The organism is Rhizobium centroccidentale (assembly GCF_030182565.1).
Classification (GTDB): Bacteria; Pseudomonadota; Alphaproteobacteria; order Rhizobiales; family Rhizobiaceae; genus Rhizobium.
Window position 1 is genome coordinate 59,480 of sequence record NZ_JAQJCG010000021.1, and the last position, 16,350, is coordinate 75,829.

Consider the following 16,350-nt stretch of genomic DNA (forward strand, 5'->3'; position numbering starts at 1 on the left):
GCATTCATCCTAGCCTTAGAATTCGATGTCGTCGCCGGGTAGAATATCGCCATCGATGGATTCGGCGATGGCCGGCGGAGCTGCGGCTTCATCCTCTTCATCGGCCTCGGGTGCTCGCACACGCACGTCGATGATCTTTGCGCCCGGAAATTGCGCCAGGATTGCCGCGACATCGGGATCCTGGCGCGCATCGGCGACCCGCTGCTTCTGGGCGTTCGCTTCCGCTTCGACGAGCGTCGGCTGGCCTTCCTCGCGGCTGAGGCTGACGATCCAGTGGATGCCGGTCCATTCCTTCAGCTTGACGGCGAGTTCGTTCAGCAGCGTGCCGGGAGCACCTGATGTCAGGCTGACATCGAGCCTTCCCGGCTCCAGCTTGACCGGGCGCACGAAGGTGCGCACCAGCGCCTTCAGCTTCGGATCGCGCTTCTGGCTGGCGAGCTCGGCGATGTCGGCCATCGAATTAATAGGCACCAGCGGCTTCGGCGCTTCGGCGGGTTTCGACTCGATGCGTCCGACGGGTTGCGAATCCGGCTGCGTATTCGGGACGGAGCGCAGCATGGCGACCGGTGCGGAAGGCGTGGGGCGCGGCGTCGGCGTTTCCACAGCACGCGCTACGGCATTGCCCTGATAGGACACAGCGCCGCCACCATTGCCGCCGCTCGAAGAGGGCGACGGACGAGCGCCGCCATTACCATCAGAAAATTCGGCAAGCCTACGCGCCGCATCTTCCGGTGCCGGCAGATGGGCCGCATGCGCAAGTCGGATCAGCACCATTTCGGCGGCGCCGGCGGTGCGTGACGCGTTCTCCGTCTCGGCAATACCCTTGAGAAGCATCTGCCAGATGCGGGAAAGTGCGGTTACCGCGATGCCTCGCGCGAATTCCGCCGCTTTCGTGCGCTCGACTTCGCTGAGCGACGGATCGTCGGCGGCATCGGGCACATATTTGAGGCGAGTCACGAGATGGGTGAAATCTGCAAGGTCGGTGAGCATGACGACGGGATTGGCGCCGGCCTCATACTGGCTGTTGAATTCGGCAAGGGCTGCCGAAACATCGCCTTTGACGACATGGCCGAAGAGATCGACGATGCGGGCGCGGTCGGCAAGCCCGAGCATCGCGCGCACGGCATCGGCGGCAACGAAGCCACTGCCATGGGCGATCGCCTGATCGAGCAGCGACAGGCCATCGCGTGCCGAGCCTTCTGCAGCGCGGGCGATCATAGCAAGCGCTTCCGGCTCGGCCTCGATACCTTCCTTGCCGGCAATGGTGGTGAACAGCCCGACGAGATCGGAGGCGCTGATACGGCGCAAATCGAATCGCTGACAGCGCGACAGCACCGTGATCGGAACTTTACGGATTTCCGTCGTGGCGAAAATGAACTTCACATGCTCGGGCGGCTCTTCGAGCGTCTTCAAGAGCCCGTTGAAGGCGGCCGTCGACAGCATGTGCACTTCGTCGATGATATAGACCTTGTAGCGGGCCGAGACCGGCCGGTAGCGTACCTGCTCGATGATTTCCCGGATATCGTCGATACCGGTGTGCGAGGCGGCGTCCATTTCGATGACGTCGACGTGCCGGCCTTCCATGATTGCCTGGCAATGGTCGCCGGGTTCGCGCAGGTCGATCGTGGGACGATCGATGTCAGCGGTCTTGTAGTTGAGCGCCCGGGCAAGGATGCGGGCGGTCGTGGTCTTGCCGACGCCGCGCACGCCGGTCAGCATATAGGCCTGGGCGATGCGGCCGGTCTCGAACGCGTTGGTCAGCGTACGGACCATCGGCTCCTGGCCGACCATCAGGTCCGTGAAGTCCTTGGGTCTGTATTTGCGGGCCAGCACCCGGTAGCCGGTGCCGGTCGAAGCGGCATCTTTTGCTTGTCGCTCGGTGTCGCTCATCGCCCTGCTTGTTGCCCGGAAAGCCGGGTCTTGCTTTCGGAAAGGGTGGGAGGCTGGCACGAATGACCCGTGCCGGGCTCGTTAGGGCTGCTTCCTTCCGGACCTGACCCGGTTGGCGAGTGGCTCGTCCACCACCAACCTCCCGGATGCACATATCGGCAATATCGTCATCAAAAGCAAGCCAAGGTCAAAAAAAACTGCTAAACATTTGATAAAACAATGGAGGATGCCCCTTTGAAGGAGTTTACGCTCGACGATCGTCTTGCGAATGACAGCGTTTCCGTCACCATAACTGGCCTTTGCGACGTCAGGCTGATAAAGGATCGCCGCTGGCCGTGGCTCGTGTTGATCCCGCGCCGGCCCGACAAATCCGAGGTTTTCGAGCTGACGCCGCTCGACCGGATCTTGCTGACCTTCGAAACGGATAAGGTCGCAAGCGCCTTGAAGACGGTGACGGGGGCAACAAAAATCAATGTCGGGGCACTTGGAAATATCGTCCGGCAGCTGCATGTTCATGTCATCGCGCGGTTCGAAGGTGATGCCAATTGGCCGGGTCCCGTCTGGGGCTATGGCAAGGCGGAGCCCTATTCGGACGAAGACATGAACAGCCTCATAGCCAAGTTGCGGGAAACGCTTTCACAATGAGCCATTCCATCTTTTCCTCGGATGCCCCGCATCCGGAAGCCAGCAGTCTCACCGCTTTCGCGGAAAACCAGCTCAACCGGGATGCCGAGCATCGCGACGAGGAATCGATCAAGCAGGCGCTCGCCAAGGAAGGCACGCACATCCTGGCCTTCGCACAGGACCGGCTTGTCTTGAAGCATGATGGCCAGGTGCTCGACCCTCTGTTTGCCCGCTACGAGTTGAAGGATCTCGATCCGAATTGGGACGAGGCCGTTCTCCTCGGTTACCGCAAGACCGGCGAGCCTCGGCTTGCCGTGCCCGTGCGCGTCAATCCAGACGAGCTTGCCAGCCAGTACAAGCCAGCCGACATGCGCGCGCTGTGGCGCGATCTTCTGCTCGAAGGCGAAATCCTCGGCGAAGCCGCGCAGGGCATGAGCCTCATCCGCTGGAATGGCGACAACCGCTTCTGCGGCCGGTGCGGCTCGGTCATGGAAAGCCGGATCGGAGGCTACAAGCGGGTCTGCACGGCCTGCGAACATGTGATCTTCCCGCGCACGGATCCCGTGGTCATCATGCTTGGCATCGACGAGGAAAGGAATCGCTGCCTGCTCGGCCGCAGCCATCATTTCGCGCCGGGCATGTATTCCTGTCTCGCCGGTTTCGTCGAACCGGGCGAAACCATCGAGAATGCGGTGCGCCGCGAAACACTCGAGGAATCCGGTATTCATATCGGCCGCGTGCGCTATCACGCTTCACAGCCCTGGCCAATGCCGCATTCCCTCATGATCGGCTGCTATGCCGAAGCCAAGTCGATGGAAATTCATATGGACGAGGCCGAGCTTGAGGATTGCCGCTGGTTCACTCCGGAGGAGACGCTCGCCATGCTCGATCGCGTTTCGGCCTCCGGCAACACATCTCCACCCAAGGGCGCCATTGCCCATCGCCTGATGCGCGATTGGGTGGAATGGAAACGCTAGGTCTGTCGTGTCATGGCCCGCTCGGAACGCTTGCTGACGCTGCTGCAGACGCTGCGGCGCTATCGTCGTCCAGTGAGCGGCGCTGTTCTGGCGGAGGAAACCGGCGTCAGCCTGCGCACGCTCTATCGCGATATCGCCAGCCTGCAGTCGCAGGGTGCGATGATCGAGGGCGAACCGGGGATCGGCTATGTCCTGAAGCCGGGCTTCATGCTGCCGCCGATGATGTTTTCGCAGGATGAAATCGAGGCGCTGGTGCTGGGATCGCGATGGGTGGCGCGTGCAACCGACGTCCGCCTGGCGGCGGCCGGCGCCGACGCGCTTGCCAAGATTGCTGCTGTGCTGCCTCCCGATCTTCGCGATGAGGTCGACCAGGCGGCGGTGGTGGTCGCCACGCGCCGTGTCACCGAAGACAAGGCCGATCTCTCCCTCATGCGCAAGGCGATCCGCACGGAACGCATGGTGCAGCTGACCTATGGCGATGTGAATGGCGCCATTTCCACCCGGCGTATCTGGCCCTTCGCGCTCGGTTATTTCGACAATGCCCGCATCATCATGGCCTGGTGCGAGCTGCGCCAGGATTTCCGCCATTTCCGCGCCGATCGCATCGTCGATTTCGCGGTGCTGGAGGCCCGCTATCCGCGCCGGCGTGTGGCGCTCGCCAGGGAATGGCATGCCCGTGAGGGCATGGTCCACAATTGATCCGGCAAAGCATGTCGCGCAAAAATGTGCAGCGTTTCTGCGACAACGACATGCGTAAAATCGAAGACCTAAAGCGCAGGAGGCGAATCCTAGAGATCGCGACGCGCTTCAGTGTGATACTACTGCCAGAAACTGTCAGTAGATGCGGCTATGATGGATCCATCCAATCAGGAAGGAGGACCGATCATGGCAGGCAACGTTTCCATCATTTCGCAACATGTGCATCGCGGTGGCGTCGAGGCGCTTAAAGGCAAGCATCAGTCATGGCCGGCTCGTCTTTCTGAGGTCGCGTTTGGCTATTTCACCCGCCGCTGGAATCGTCTCGATATCGAAGAAGCGCCGAGTTCCGTGATGCGGGATCTCGGTTTTCTCGATGGCCGCGCACCTTACCGTGAGGAAGAGCGGATGCATTAGAATTGCAGGAAAATGACGAGGTAGGGCGGTTCGTAAAAAACTGAAGCGCCCCAAAGCATCCCGCGCGAAGTTCGCCGCGATTTTGCAATAACGGCATCGGTAAAATCGAAATTCAAGCGCAAGACGTTGATCGGAAGGCTGCATCAGGCTTCGGAAACGCGGCTTCGCAAGCGCTCATCATGACAGACAAAGCCATCTTCGGCGGCGGAACTCCGTCCGCCGGACTGCAGTCGCATGCCCTTAATCTATCAAAACGAGAGGATTATTCAGATGACCAGCCCGAACCTCATCATCTTCTATGTCAAGGATCCTAGCGAAAGCACGCCGTTCTACCGCGATCTGTTCGGCCGCGAACCGGCCTTTGCATCGCCGAACTTCGTGGCTTTCTCGCTCGACAACGGCCTAAGTCTCGGTCTCTGGCGCCGAAGCAGCGTCGAGCCCCAGCCCTCCGCCATCGGCAATCGCGGCGAACTGGGCTTCATGGTCGAAGGCGCCGGCGCCGTCGAGCAGCACTACAAGGATTGGAAGGCACGCGGCCTGCCGATCGCGCAGGAGCTGACGACGATGGATTTCGGCCCGACTTTCGTCGTGCTCGATCCCGATGGCCATCGCCTCCGGGTTTGTGAGCCGGACAAGTAGGCACTGAGCGAATGGCTTGCCCCTCACCCTAACCCTCTCCCCGCACGCGGGGAGAGGGGACGATCTCTGTTCCCTCGCTTGAGAAGGTGGTGGAAAGAAGGCTGTGGGTGCTTCCATCCCCTTCTCCCCGTCAAAACGGGGAGAAGGTGGCCGGCAGGCCGGATGAGGGGCTTGAGACGATGACCAAAGATCCTAACAGCAGTTTACGGAAGTGGCGTCCCTCGTCCGAGTTGACTTCCAGCATTTGCAAAAGACACTGATCGATGCACCCAAAGCCACAGGAGAACCAATTGCTCCATCATATTTCGTTCGGTGTCGCAGATATCGAGAAAGCCGCTGCATTCTACGACGCAGCATTCGCGCCACTCGGCTATGTCAGGGTCTGGGAAGACTTGTCCCCGGGCGATCCCGATCAGGCCATCGGATATGGCCCGCCGGGTGGGGGCGACAAGTTCGCCATCAAATTGCGGAGCAAAGAGGCTCATGCGCCAGGCGCGGGCTTCCACCTCGCCTTTGCTTCACCGGGCCGCGAGGCTGTCGTCCTGTTCCATCAGGCCGCATTGGCTCATGGCGGCAAGGACAATGGCGCACCTGGTCTTCGACCGCATTACGGACCGACTTACTTCGCCGCCTTCGTCATCGATCCCGATGGGCATCGCATCGAGGTTGTGACCAAGGCCGAAGGATAGCCGTTAGGCTGAAATTGCACCGTCACCCGCCTCGTGGTTCGAGGCTCCGGCCCCCTCGACAAGCTCTGGAGGCTGCGTACCTCATCATGAGGACTGACCTTTTTTGCTTCGCCACAGAGCGTGATCCACCTCATGGTGAGGTGCGTCGCCGTTAAGCGCAGCGAAAATGGCGACGCCTCGAACCACGAGGTGGTCCGGGTTCACGCCGAATGTTAAAGATCGCCCCGCGTCGGATGGCCCTTGTAGACGCCGAGGATGCGGACCTTTTCGGAGAAGAAGCGCAGTTCCTCCAGCGCGCGGCGCACATGCGCATCGGCGGGATGGCCCTCGATATCGGCATAGAACTGCGTTGCTACAAAACGACCGCCGAGCTGATAGCTTTCGAGCTTCGTCATGTTTATGCCGTTGGTGGCGAAGCCGCCGAGCGCCTTGTAGAGCGCGGCCGGAATGTTGCGGACGTTGAAGATAAAGGTGGTGACGATCTTTTCGTCCGGCGAGCTGCGTTCCGCCCAGTCCTCATCGCGCGACAGGATGACGAAGCGCGTCATATTGTTTTCGGTGTCTTCGACATTCTCGGCAATGATTTCCAGCCCATAGAGATCGGCCGCGAGCCGCGGTGCCAGCGCCGCCATGCTGCGATCGCCCGTTTCCTTGATCAGCTTGGCCGCCCCCGCCGTATCGCCGGCAATCACAGGCTTCCAACCATTGGCACGCACGATATTGCGGCATTGGCCAAGCGCGTGGATATGACTATGCACTGTGCGGATCTCTTCCTTCTTCACGCCGGGCAGAACCATTAACTGGAAACGGATCGGCATGAAATATTCGCCGACGATATGCAGGCGCGATTCCGGGAGCAGATGGTGGATGTCGGCGACACGGCCGGCGATCGTGTTCTCGATCGGGATCATGCCGAGATCCGCGTCGCCATTGTCGATGGCGGTCAGCGCATCCTCGAAGGTCTGGCAGGGCAGCGGCTCCATGGTCGGGAACATGTCACGGCTGGCCATATCGGAATTGGCGCCGTACTCGCCCTGGAAGGAGATCTTGTTGGTCTTGGTAATCATGGGGCTGCCCTTGGGGGAATGCCGTCGCTTAAGAAGCGGCGGAGAGGATACGTCTGGCCTTTTCGAGGTCGGCGGGAGTATCGACACCGAGCGGTATCGTGTCAACGATCTCGACATCGATGCGCATGCCGGCCTCCAGCGCCCTCAGCTGTTCCAGTGATTCGCGCCGCTCCAGCGTCGATGGGCCGAGGCTCACGAATTTCGCCAAGGCGGCGCGGCGGTAGGCGTAGAGGCCGATATGGTGATAGAGCGGCCCTTTGCCATATGGTGCGGTCGTGCGGGTAAAATAGAGCGCGTGCAGACGGCTGTCCGAGATCGGTGAGCCGACGACCTTGACGACACTCGGCGCGGTCTTTTCTTCCTCGTCCTTGATTTCGACGGTCAGTGTAGCGATGTCGACGGCCGGATTTTCGAGCGGACGCAGCGAGGCGCGGATGGTTTCGGAATCGATTGTGGGAAGGTCGCCCTGCACATTGACGATGACCTCCGCGCGACCTTCAGGATCGACGGCCTGCAGCGCTTCGTAGATGCGGTCCGAGCCGGATTGATGGTCGGTGCGCGTCATGACGACCTCGAAGCCGGCATTGGCGACTGCGGCATAGGTATCCTCATGGTCGACGGCGACGACGATGCGACCGATCGCCGCCTCGCGCGCGCGCTTGGCAACCTGTACGATCATGGGCAGGCCGCAAATGTCAGCCAGCGGCTTGCCCGGTAGGCGAGTGGAGGCCATGCGCGCGGGAATGAGGACCAGCGTCTTGTCTAAATTCGGATCAGTCATTGTTGGGCCTTCTATTCCCAAGGGAAAAGTGTCAAAACGTCTCATGGTGGAGACCGTTTACAGAGTTGCAAGAAACAGCCAAAAGACATAGGTTTCGCGCGAATTCAAGATGGGCCGGCGGAGGATGCCGGCGGCGAGGGGAGCATAGCAGATGAATTCATCCTACGTGAACATGGGTGTCGGGGCGCTTTTGGCCACGCTGTTCGTGTTGAAGTCCGTGTCGCTCGCGTCAGGATTTATTTTCCATTCAGAGGCGCCGGAAAAGCCCGGTTTTGCCATCGTCGCGACCGAAGAACCGGCTGCAGGTGGAGACAAGGGTGCGGCTGCCAAGGCGGAAACGCCGATCGCTCAGCTCTTGCAGAAGGCTGATGCCAAGGTCGGCGAGACGATCTTCAAGAAGTGTCAGGCCTGTCATTCCGGAGAGAAGGGGGGACCAAATAAGGTTGGCCCGGATCTCTGGGGTATTGTCGATCGGCCGGTCGCCGAGCATGAGGGCTTTGCCTATTCGGCCGGCATGAAGGATTTCTCCAAGGGCGGTTCTGAAAAGTGGACGTATGACCACCTCTATCACTTCCTGGCCGCTCCGAAGAAATTCGTAGCCGGTACAGCGATGGGCTTTGCCGGCCTGCCGAAGGAAGAGGACCGCGCCAACGTGATCGCCTATCTGCGCACGCTTGCCGATACGCAAGTGCCGCTGCCGGATCCGAACGCACCGGCCGCCACGAACTAACGCAAGTCACAAGCATGATTGAAAACCCGGCCGCCAGCGCCGGGTTTTTCGCGCTGCATCCTTCAGATTGCGTGACGGCGGGAGCGCGTCCGCTGATCGAGATCGAACACCTTCAATCCATCCTCTGCGCTCGGCGGCATGCGCCAATCCTCGGCGACCAGCGCCTTGCGGGCATCGCGCAGGCCGGCCTCCCAATGCTCATGCATGGACAGCGCCGAAAACTCGTAATCCTTCGAATGCGAGCGGAACTGCTTGTTGCGGTAGATCAGGTGTATGATCGTCACACCGTAGTCGGAGCAATGCTGTTCCAGCTTCTTGATTTCCGGATCGGCCTTGGCCTCTTCGGGAAGGCGTGCATAAAGCTCGGAGATGGCGCGCCGCAGGCGGTGACGCTCCAGAAAGAGATCGGTGTTGAGCCGGGTGCGGCTCGAATAGGTGATATCCTTGCGCCGCTCCTCGACTTCCTCGATATCCTGCGGCAGCGGGCCGACGGCGCTGAAGAGATCGACCTGAAAGACAACCGTGTCGATCGCGGCACCGTTGCGCAGCACGTAGCTGAGTGGCGTGTTCGAGACGAGGCCGCCATCCCAGTAATGCTCGTTGCCGATCTTGACCGCGGGAAAACCCGGCGGCAAGGCGCCGCTTGCCATCACGTGCTCAGGCCCGATCTTGATGTCCCTGTTGTCGAAGAAGGCAAAATTGCCGGTGCGCACATTGACGGCGCCGAGGCTCAAACGCACCGGGCCATGGTTGATTCGGTCGAAATCGACGTGATCGAGCAGCGTCTGGCGCAATTGCTCGGTATCGTAGACGCTGGTCGCGCCCGCCGAGCCGCGCGTCTGGAACCAGGCTGGAATCTGCCAGGGAGAAAAGAAACCGGGCACGCCGAAGGTCGAAACCCACCAGCTGCTGACCGAGCGGTAGAAAGGATTGGTCTCGCGCCGATCTTCCATCAGCAGATCGACGGGGAGATGCACGGTCACCTTGTTCCAAAAGGAGCTCAGCGCCTTGAGCCGTTCGCCGGGCACGTTGCCGGCCATGATCGAGGCGTTGATCGCGCCAATCGAGATGCCGGCGATCCAGTCCGGCTCGATATTCTGTTCTCTAAGCGCCTGAAAGGCACCCGCCTGATAGGAGCCGAGCGCGCCGCCGCCTTGGAGCACGAAGACTTTCTGCGCATAGGCTGACGCGGGATTGGTGAGCGGAGCTGCAATATTCATGTGCCATCCTTTGCTGCGCTCCGGGTGGGAAGGCCGGGATGCGCAAAATATATGACCATTTTCCTGCCTGTCTCTCCAAGTGCGGAGAGATACCGTTACCGTCGACGGTTTTCGGCCTCGGTCATCCGAGCAGATAGGCCCAGAGCGACACCGAGAATGCGCCGAGCGCTGTCGTCAAGGTAATCGTCGAGGCCGCGAGACTGTGGCCCACGCCGAAGCGATTGGCAATCAACCAGGCGTTCACACCTGTCGGAACGGCGGCCGTGAGGACGAGTGCGGCCCGCCATTCCGGGCTCAGGCCGAGAAGAAGTCCGGCAGCCAGCACGCAGGCCGGCAGCAGAAAAAGCTTGAAGGCGGCAATGACGCTGGTGATGCCGAGATTGCCTGACATCCCGTATTGGCGCAGTGCCATGCCGAGCGAGATCAGCGCCGCCGGGCCGGCGATGTTGGCAATGTTGTCGACGACCGTGCCAAGCGTTGCGGGAATGGGAAGGCTGGTCAGGTGGACGATGAGGCCGCAGAAAAGGTCGATAACGAGCGGATTGCGCATGAGATTGCTGCCGACCTGCCGCAGCAGTTCGGCGGTGCTGCGGCCGGCGCCGGCATTTTCCTTGCGCTCGGCCTGTTCCATCAGCAGCGTGCCGGCGATCATCATGGTCGGCAGATGCACGGCGATCAGGATCGACATCGCCATGACGCCATCAGGCCCGACCGTGCGCCCGACCAGTGGCAGGCCGATGAAGATCGTGTTGGCGAAGGCGGACGAGACGCCGGCAAGCACGCCGATCCGTGCGTCCCGGCCGAACCTGCGTGTCGCCACAATATGGCCGGCGGTCCAGGTGATGGCGACGCCGGAGAAATAGGCGATCCATAAGCGAAACGGCGATGCGCCGCGAAAATCCGCCTCGGCGATGGTCTGGAACAGCAAGAGCGGCACGGCGATCTTGAAGACGAACTCGCTCATGGCTTCGCCGACCTGGGCCTTCAGCAGCCCCGTGCGCACGATGACCCAGCCGACGAGAATGAGCAGGAAGACGGGAAGAACGTCTGTGAGGATTTCGGACACGCGGGTATGAAGCTCTGGATTCGAGAAATTGGAACCGAAACTTGTAGCAGCTTGCCCGGGGCTGGAAACCCGCAAAACAAAAAAAGCTGGCTTGGCCGCTCTTGTCGATCTCGCCCCGGTGGGGAGCTCCCCCCGGTGCACATGCCGCCAGTTCATCCGTGGTCGGCCCGCGTACCGGTGAGGCGGAAGGCATCATTCCTTCCCAGGCTGGCTCGGAAGTCTTTCGAGCTTCCCATCCCAGCCGCTTGATAAGCATTTAAAGATAGAAAGTGACAGGCAAATGACTGAATGCAATTAACTTCACCGCGCTGGTGCTGATTTTTCTTCCAAACTTCACAAAAACCGATAATACCGGATACCGGCTATCACCAGTATCCGGGACCTTCCTATAGATGACTCGCTTCGATGTACTGACCGTTGGCAATGCCATCGTCGACATTATCGCCCGTTGCAATGATCAGTTCCTGATCGACAACAACATCACCAAAGCCGCGATGAACCTCATCGACGCCGAGCGCGCCGAACTTCTCTATTCGCGCATGGGCCCGGCTCTTGAAGCCTCCGGCGGCAGCGCCGGCAATACGGCTGCGGGTGTTGCGAGTTTCGGCGGCAGGGCAGCTTATTTCGGCAAGGTCGCAGAGGATCAGCTCGGAGAGATTTTCGCCCACGATATCCGCGCCCAGGGCGTGCATTACGAGACCAAGGCGAAGGGCACTTTCCCGCCGACTGCCCGCTCGATGATCTTCGTCACCGAGGATGGCGAGCGTTCCATGAACACCTATCTCGGCGCCTGCGTCGAGCTCGGTCCGGAAGACGTGGAGGAGCAGGTTGTTGCTGATGCCAAAGTGACCTATTTCGAAGGCTATCTCTGGGATCCTCCGCGGGCCAAGGAAGCTATTCGCGAATGCGCTCGAATCGCCCATGCCAATGGTCGGGAAATGTCGATGACGCTCTCCGACAGCTTTTGCGTCGGCCGCTACCGCGACGAATTCCTAGATCTCATGCGCTCCGGTACCGTCGACATCGTCTTTGCCAATCGCGACGAAGCCCTCTCGCTCTATGAGACCGACGATTTCGAAAAGGCGCTGACTCTGATCGCGGCGGATTGCAAGATCGCCGCCGTGACGACGGGCAAGGACGGCGCCGTCATCGTGCGCGGAAACGAGCGCTATGTCGTCGATGCCCATCCGATCGAGGAACGTGTCGACACGACCGGCGCCGGCGATCTTTTCGCCGCCGGCTTCCTCTTCGGTTATACACAGGGCCGAGACCTGGAAGATTGCGCCAAGCTCGGCAACCTCGCTGCGGCCATCGTCATCGAGCAGATCGGCCCGCGGCCGATGCGCTCGCTGTCGGAAGCGGCAAAGGAATTCGGCCTGCTCTGACGGAAGTCGTCTTCAGATTCCTAATCTGCAGATCATGGAAGCCGCCCGCTGCCGAGCGCCGGGCGGCTTTGCTTTGACGCGATCGCCTAGCGCAAGAAGAGCGTCGCGGTCCCGGCCTCGTAGAAAATGAGGATGCCGAGAGCGATGAGAACGAAGGGCACGATCCTGTGGCCGTGGCGACGGATTGGCGCACCCAAGGTCGGATGATTGACGAGCGAGTGCGCGGCGCCAAGCCAGGCCGCGGTCAGAATTGCGAAGATGCAGCCGATGGCGAGGATCTCATAGGCGGAACGCGTCGCGAAGATCGGCGTATAGATGCTGATATTGTCACCGCCATTGGCGATCGTCACCAGCGCGACCGCCACAATGTTTCCATGTCCCGCCGACGCTTTCGCATGATCTTCAGGATCTTCGCCGGTCTCGATGCCGTTCCAGAGTTCCCACAATCGCCTGACGCCAAAGTAGATCGGAGCAAGGCCGAGCAGGCCGATATAGGTGGCTGGAATGACGAGAACCAGAAACGAGGCGAGGGCGCTGAAGCCATAGAGCGCGCCGATGCCGAGATATTGACCGATGACGATCTGCCTCAGGCGGAATTTCCGATCGGCGAAAAAGCCGAGAAGGACGAATATGTCGTCTATGTTCGTCGATGCGAACATGACGATGGCAACGCCGAAAACGCCTAGCACGTGACCCAAGATCGCCGATCTCCCTATCCGATCCCGGATACAGCCCGGATACAGCATTGCGTAGCGAAAGTCGCGTGGCTGCGTTCGGCGCCAGGCGGGCGGTCGTTACTTGAAGGCTTCGCCGGGATAAGCGCCCCAGATCTCGGATTGCGCCACCCATCCCTCGGTGCCATCGGCGGTGACGAGGCACCAATCGCCCGTGCATTCCTTGACGGTCATCATCACGCCGGGCTGAAGCTTGGCGATGACAGCGGCGGATGGCTGGGATTCGCGGCGCATGTTGACGAAGACTGCCTTGCCCTTGCCCTTCATCCAGGGAGCGGCAATCGCCGAGCGCTGGCCCGACAGCAGCGACTGGTTGACCCAACCCTCGGTGCCGTCGGCATCGCGCACCCGCCGCCAGTTATCATATTCCTGGATGATTTCGACCGGCAGACCCTGCTTGAGATAGAGCCATGATACGGCGTAATCCGCACTCGGGCCGATGCGCAGATTGACCCGCTTCGACTTCAGGGTGACGAAGCGCGGCAGCGGCAGGCCGCTCGGACCCTTGGCGGCCTGGGCGGCGGCAAGATCGGCCGACACAGCAGCCATCATCAGGCCGATTGCGAAAATGGCGCAGGACTTCAAGACATTGCCACGCATGGGAGTTCCGTTCGTTCGTCATGACAAAGGCGCCATTCCGGCGACCTTTCGCTCCGGTGAGCGGCAAATCCTCGGATCGCGTCAGCGAGTTTTGTTTGTCTTCGCCTGCGGGTCTGGTAGAAATGCCCGGAACGGGAAAATTATCCTGCTTCTTGGTTAAGAACATCTGAACAAGGCATCGCCGCTCGCCATGACGACGAAGAAAAAACCGAAGGTCTACGTCACGCGCAAATTGCCTGACGCGGTGGAGACGCGCATGCGCGAACTCTTCGATGCCGAGCTCAACATAGATGATCGCCCGCGTACCAAGGACGAATTGATGGAGGCCGTCCGCTCGGTCGACGTGCTGGTGCCGACCGTCACCGACCGCATCGATGCGGAGGTGATCGAAGAAGCCGGCCCGCAAATGAAGCTGATTGCCAGCTTCTCCAACGGCACGGATCATATCGATGTCGAGGCCGCAGCCCGCCGCGGCATCACCGTCACCAATACGCCAAATGTGCTGACCGAAGACACCGCCGACATGACCATGGCGCTCATTCTCGCCGCGCCGCGACGGCTGGCGGAAGGTGCGCGCGTGCTAACCGACAACCCCGGCGAATGGGCCGGATGGTCGCCCACCTGGATGCTCGGCCGCCGCATTCATGGCAAGCGCATCGGCATCGTCGGCATGGGGCGGATCGGCACCGCCGTTGCCCGCCGCGCCAAGGCTTTTGGCCTGTCAATCCACTATCACAATCGCAAGCGCGTCAATCCGGCGACCGAGGACGAGCTCGAGGCGACCTATTGGGACAGTCTCGACCAGATGCTTGCCCGCGTCGATATCGTTTCGGTCAATTGCCCGTCGACGCCGGCTACCTATCACCTCATCTCGGCCCGCCGCCTGGCGCTGTTGCAGCCGACGAGCTACATCGTCAACACGGCGCGCGGCGACGTCATCGACGAGACGGCGCTGATCAAGATCCTGCGCGAAGGCAAGATCGCCGGAGCCGGCCTCGACGTGTTCGAGAATGAACCGGCCGTCAATCCGAAGCTGGTGAAGCTCGCCAATGAGGGCAAGGTGGTTATCCTGCCGCATATGAGTTCGGCGACGCTCGAGGGCCGCATCGACATGGGCGACAAGGTCATCATCAACATCCGCACCTTCATCGACGGCCATCGCCCGCCCAATCGCGTGCTGCCCTTTCGATGATGGAAGCACGCTGATTCGCCCGCTGAAACGGGGCTGAATACCCGGCTGCAAATTTGATCTCACTTCCCTCTGCCGGTCATGTGCATGTCACAAAGCCGGCCCAGAGGTGACCACAAACACAAATCAGGAAGGGCGGAAATCATGGCGCGGGCGCTGCCGCACGAGCGGATTCAATATGTAGTCGAGGGCGGCTTCAAGCTGTCGGGCGAGATCGAACCGAGCGGCAACAAGAATGCCGCATTGCCGATCATCGCCGCATCGCTTCTGACCGATCAGCGCGTCGAGCTCAGCAACGTTCCGCGCATCCGCGATGTCGAGGCACTGGTGGAACTGATCCAGTCCGTCGGCGCCAAGGTGAGCTGGCTCGGCCGCAATGAGCTCGAAATCGAAGCGCGAGAACTTAGACCCGCCAATCTCGATCCCGATCTCTGCGCCCGCATCCGCGCCTCCATCCTGCTTGCCGGACCGATGCTGGCACGCTGTGGCGAGATCACCTTGCCGCCGCCCGGCGGCGACGTCATCGGCCGTCGGCGTGTCGATACGCATTTCCTGGCGCTGGAACAGCTCGGCGCGAGGATCGAGGTCAATAGCGTCTACAGCTTCCGCACTGATGGGCTGCGTGGCGCCGATGTCTTTCTCGATGAGCCGTCGGTGACAGCGACCGAAAATGCGCTTTGCGCTGCCGTGTTCGCCGAGGGGACGACGATCCTGCGCAATTGCGCGTCCGAGCCGCATGTTCAGGATCTCGCCCGCTTCCTGATTGCCATGGGTGCCCGAATCGAGGGCGTCGGCACCAATATGATGACCATCCACGGTGGCCAGCGGCTCGGCGGTGCGTCACATCGGATCGGCCCCGATCACAATGAAGTCGGCTCGCTGATCGGCCTTGCCGCCGTCACCGGCTCGGAAATCACCATCCGCCGCGCTGGCGTGGAGCATCTGCGTTCCACGCTGATGACCTTCGAGCGCCTCGGCATCCGCTGCCAGATCGACGGCGATGATCTCATCATCCGCTCTGGCCAGGAAATGAAGATCCAGCCCGATTTCGGCGGCCATATTCCGAAGATCGAAGATCAGCCTTGGCCGGCCTTTCCCGCCGACACCATGTCGATCGCCATTGTCACCGCCTCGCAATGCGACGGCGTCGTGCTGATGTTCGAGAAAATGTTCGAAAGCCGCATGTTCTTCGTCGACAAGCTGATCGCCATGGGCGCCCGTATCGTGCTGTGCGACCCGCATCGCGCCATCGTCGCAGGCCCCTCCAAGCTGCGGGCCGCCCAGCTTGAAAGCCCTGACATTCGCGCCGGCATGGCGATGCTTATCGCGGCCATGTGCGCTGAGGGCACGAGCGTCATCAACAATGCCCAGCAGATCGAGCGTGGCTATGAGCGCATCGAGGAGCGGTTGAATGCCATGGGTGCCCGCATCACCCGCATCCCGCCGCGCACTCCTTCTCCCCTCGGGGAGAAGGTGCCGACAGGCGGATGAGGGGGTCTGCCAAGAGCACGAAAATCCACGAATTCAAGTCGCCCAGCCCCCTCATCCGACCCTTCGGGCCACCTTCTCCCCGAGGGGAGAAGGAGGTTCCGGTGCTCGTCCGCTCCATATGCTGCGGCCCCGCCATTTCGGCGGGAGAAAGGATA

At 61.0% G+C, this 16,350-nt stretch carries 17 protein-coding genes and 1 other RNA gene; 10 read left to right on the plus strand and 8 right to left on the minus strand.

Annotated features, from left to right (window positions below):
• Window positions 1-15 precede the first annotated feature (15 nt).
• Window positions 16-1,890 (minus strand): DNA polymerase III subunit gamma/tau, encoded by a 1,875-nt coding sequence (locus PH562_RS23865; RefSeq protein ID WP_285176146.1) that lies wholly within the window; start codon window positions 1,888-1,890, stop codon window positions 16-18.
• 45 nt (window positions 1,891-1,935) lie between these two features.
• An RNA gene (gene ffs / locus PH562_RS23870) (signal recognition particle sRNA small type) lies at window positions 1,936-2,033 on the minus strand.
• A 91-nt stretch (window positions 2,034-2,124) separates the two neighbouring features.
• Here ffs and PH562_RS23875 point away from each other — a divergent pair.
• The 6 genes from PH562_RS23875 (at window position 2,125) to PH562_RS23900 (ending at window position 5,932) form a co-directional block, all read left to right on the plus strand.
• On the plus strand, window positions 2,125-2,535 hold the full coding sequence (locus PH562_RS23875) for an HIT family protein (protein ID WP_285176181.1): 411 nt from the start codon (window positions 2,125-2,127) through the stop codon (window positions 2,533-2,535).
• Window positions 2,532-3,491 carry an NAD(+) diphosphatase gene (nudC, locus tag PH562_RS23880; protein WP_285176147.1) on the plus strand — a complete coding sequence of 320 codons (960 nt, stop codon included), beginning with the start codon at window positions 2,532-2,534 and terminating at the stop codon, window positions 3,489-3,491. The genes PH562_RS23875 and nudC overlap by 4 nt, the downstream gene beginning before the upstream one ends.
• Window positions 3,492-3,503: 12 nt before the next feature.
• Window positions 3,504-4,190, plus strand: coding sequence for a helix-turn-helix transcriptional regulator (locus PH562_RS23885; protein WP_285176148.1), 687 nt, complete (start codon window positions 3,504-3,506; stop codon window positions 4,188-4,190).
• 186 nt (window positions 4,191-4,376) lie between these two features.
• Window positions 4,377-4,604 (plus strand): hypothetical protein, encoded by a 228-nt coding sequence (locus PH562_RS23890; protein ID WP_285176149.1) that lies wholly within the window; start codon window positions 4,377-4,379, stop codon window positions 4,602-4,604.
• A 270-nt stretch (window positions 4,605-4,874) separates the two neighbouring features.
• Window positions 4,875-5,243, plus strand: coding sequence for a VOC family protein (locus PH562_RS23895; protein ID WP_095433512.1), 369 nt, complete (start codon window positions 4,875-4,877; stop codon window positions 5,241-5,243).
• A gap of 290 nt (window positions 5,244-5,533) precedes the next feature.
• Window positions 5,534-5,932 carry a VOC family protein gene (locus PH562_RS23900; protein ID WP_285176150.1) on the plus strand — a complete coding sequence of 133 codons (399 nt, stop codon included), beginning with the start codon at window positions 5,534-5,536 and terminating at the stop codon, window positions 5,930-5,932.
• Between the two features lie 212 nt (window positions 5,933-6,144).
• Here the strand turns inward: PH562_RS23900 and PH562_RS23905 are convergent, their stop codons facing one another.
• Both PH562_RS23905 and PH562_RS23910 read right to left on the minus strand, forming a co-directional pair.
• Window positions 6,145-6,999, minus strand: a complete 855-nt coding sequence (locus tag PH562_RS23905) for a prephenate dehydratase (RefSeq protein WP_285176151.1) — start codon at window positions 6,997-6,999, stop codon at window positions 6,145-6,147.
• A 28-nt stretch (window positions 7,000-7,027) separates the two neighbouring features.
• Window positions 7,028-7,780 carry a 3-deoxy-manno-octulosonate cytidylyltransferase gene (locus PH562_RS23910; protein ID WP_113232706.1) on the minus strand — a complete coding sequence of 251 codons (753 nt, stop codon included), beginning with the start codon at window positions 7,778-7,780 and terminating at the stop codon, window positions 7,028-7,030.
• A gap of 151 nt (window positions 7,781-7,931) precedes the next feature.
• Here PH562_RS23910 and PH562_RS23915 point away from each other — a divergent pair, with 151 nt between their 5' ends.
• Entirely contained in the window at window positions 7,932-8,510 is a 579-nt protein-coding gene (locus PH562_RS23915) for a c-type cytochrome (RefSeq protein ID WP_113232707.1), read from the plus strand.
• Window positions 8,511-8,572: 62 nt separating this feature from the next.
• Here the strand turns inward: PH562_RS23915 and PH562_RS23920 are convergent, their stop codons facing one another.
• The gene (locus PH562_RS23920; RefSeq protein ID WP_285176152.1) at window positions 8,573-9,730 is read right to left on the minus strand and encodes a patatin-like phospholipase family protein; all 1,158 of its coding nucleotides are present in this window, start codon (window positions 9,728-9,730) and stop codon (window positions 8,573-8,575) included.
• A 121-nt stretch (window positions 9,731-9,851) separates the two neighbouring features.
• Window positions 9,852-10,796 (minus strand): AEC family transporter, encoded by a 945-nt coding sequence (locus PH562_RS23925; RefSeq protein WP_285176154.1) that lies wholly within the window; start codon window positions 10,794-10,796, stop codon window positions 9,852-9,854.
• 392 nt (window positions 10,797-11,188) lie between these two features.
• Here PH562_RS23925 and PH562_RS23930 point away from each other — a divergent pair, with 392 nt between their 5' ends.
• Window positions 11,189-12,181: an adenosine kinase gene (locus PH562_RS23930; protein ID WP_285176155.1), complete on the plus strand. Its 993-nt coding sequence runs from the start codon at window positions 11,189-11,191 to the stop codon at window positions 12,179-12,181.
• Between the two features lie 86 nt (window positions 12,182-12,267).
• Here the strand turns inward: PH562_RS23930 and PH562_RS23935 are convergent, their stop codons facing one another.
• Both PH562_RS23935 and PH562_RS23940 read right to left on the minus strand, forming a co-directional pair.
• Window positions 12,268-12,870: a cadmium resistance transporter gene (locus PH562_RS23935; protein ID WP_285176182.1), complete on the minus strand. Its 603-nt coding sequence runs from the start codon at window positions 12,868-12,870 to the stop codon at window positions 12,268-12,270.
• A 105-nt stretch (window positions 12,871-12,975) separates the two neighbouring features.
• Window positions 12,976-13,515 carry an SH3 domain-containing protein gene (locus tag PH562_RS23940; protein WP_113232711.1) on the minus strand — a complete coding sequence of 180 codons (540 nt, stop codon included), beginning with the start codon at window positions 13,513-13,515 and terminating at the stop codon, window positions 12,976-12,978.
• A 190-nt stretch (window positions 13,516-13,705) separates the two neighbouring features.
• Here PH562_RS23940 and PH562_RS23945 point away from each other — a divergent pair, with 190 nt between their 5' ends.
• Entirely contained in the window at window positions 13,706-14,707 is a 1,002-nt protein-coding gene (locus PH562_RS23945; protein WP_285176157.1) for a 2-hydroxyacid dehydrogenase, read from the plus strand.
• A gap of 141 nt (window positions 14,708-14,848) precedes the next feature.
• Entirely contained in the window at window positions 14,849-16,195 is a 1,347-nt protein-coding gene (gene murA, locus PH562_RS23950; protein WP_285176158.1) for a UDP-N-acetylglucosamine 1-carboxyvinyltransferase, read from the plus strand.
• Window positions 16,196-16,350: the final 155 nt, after the last annotated feature.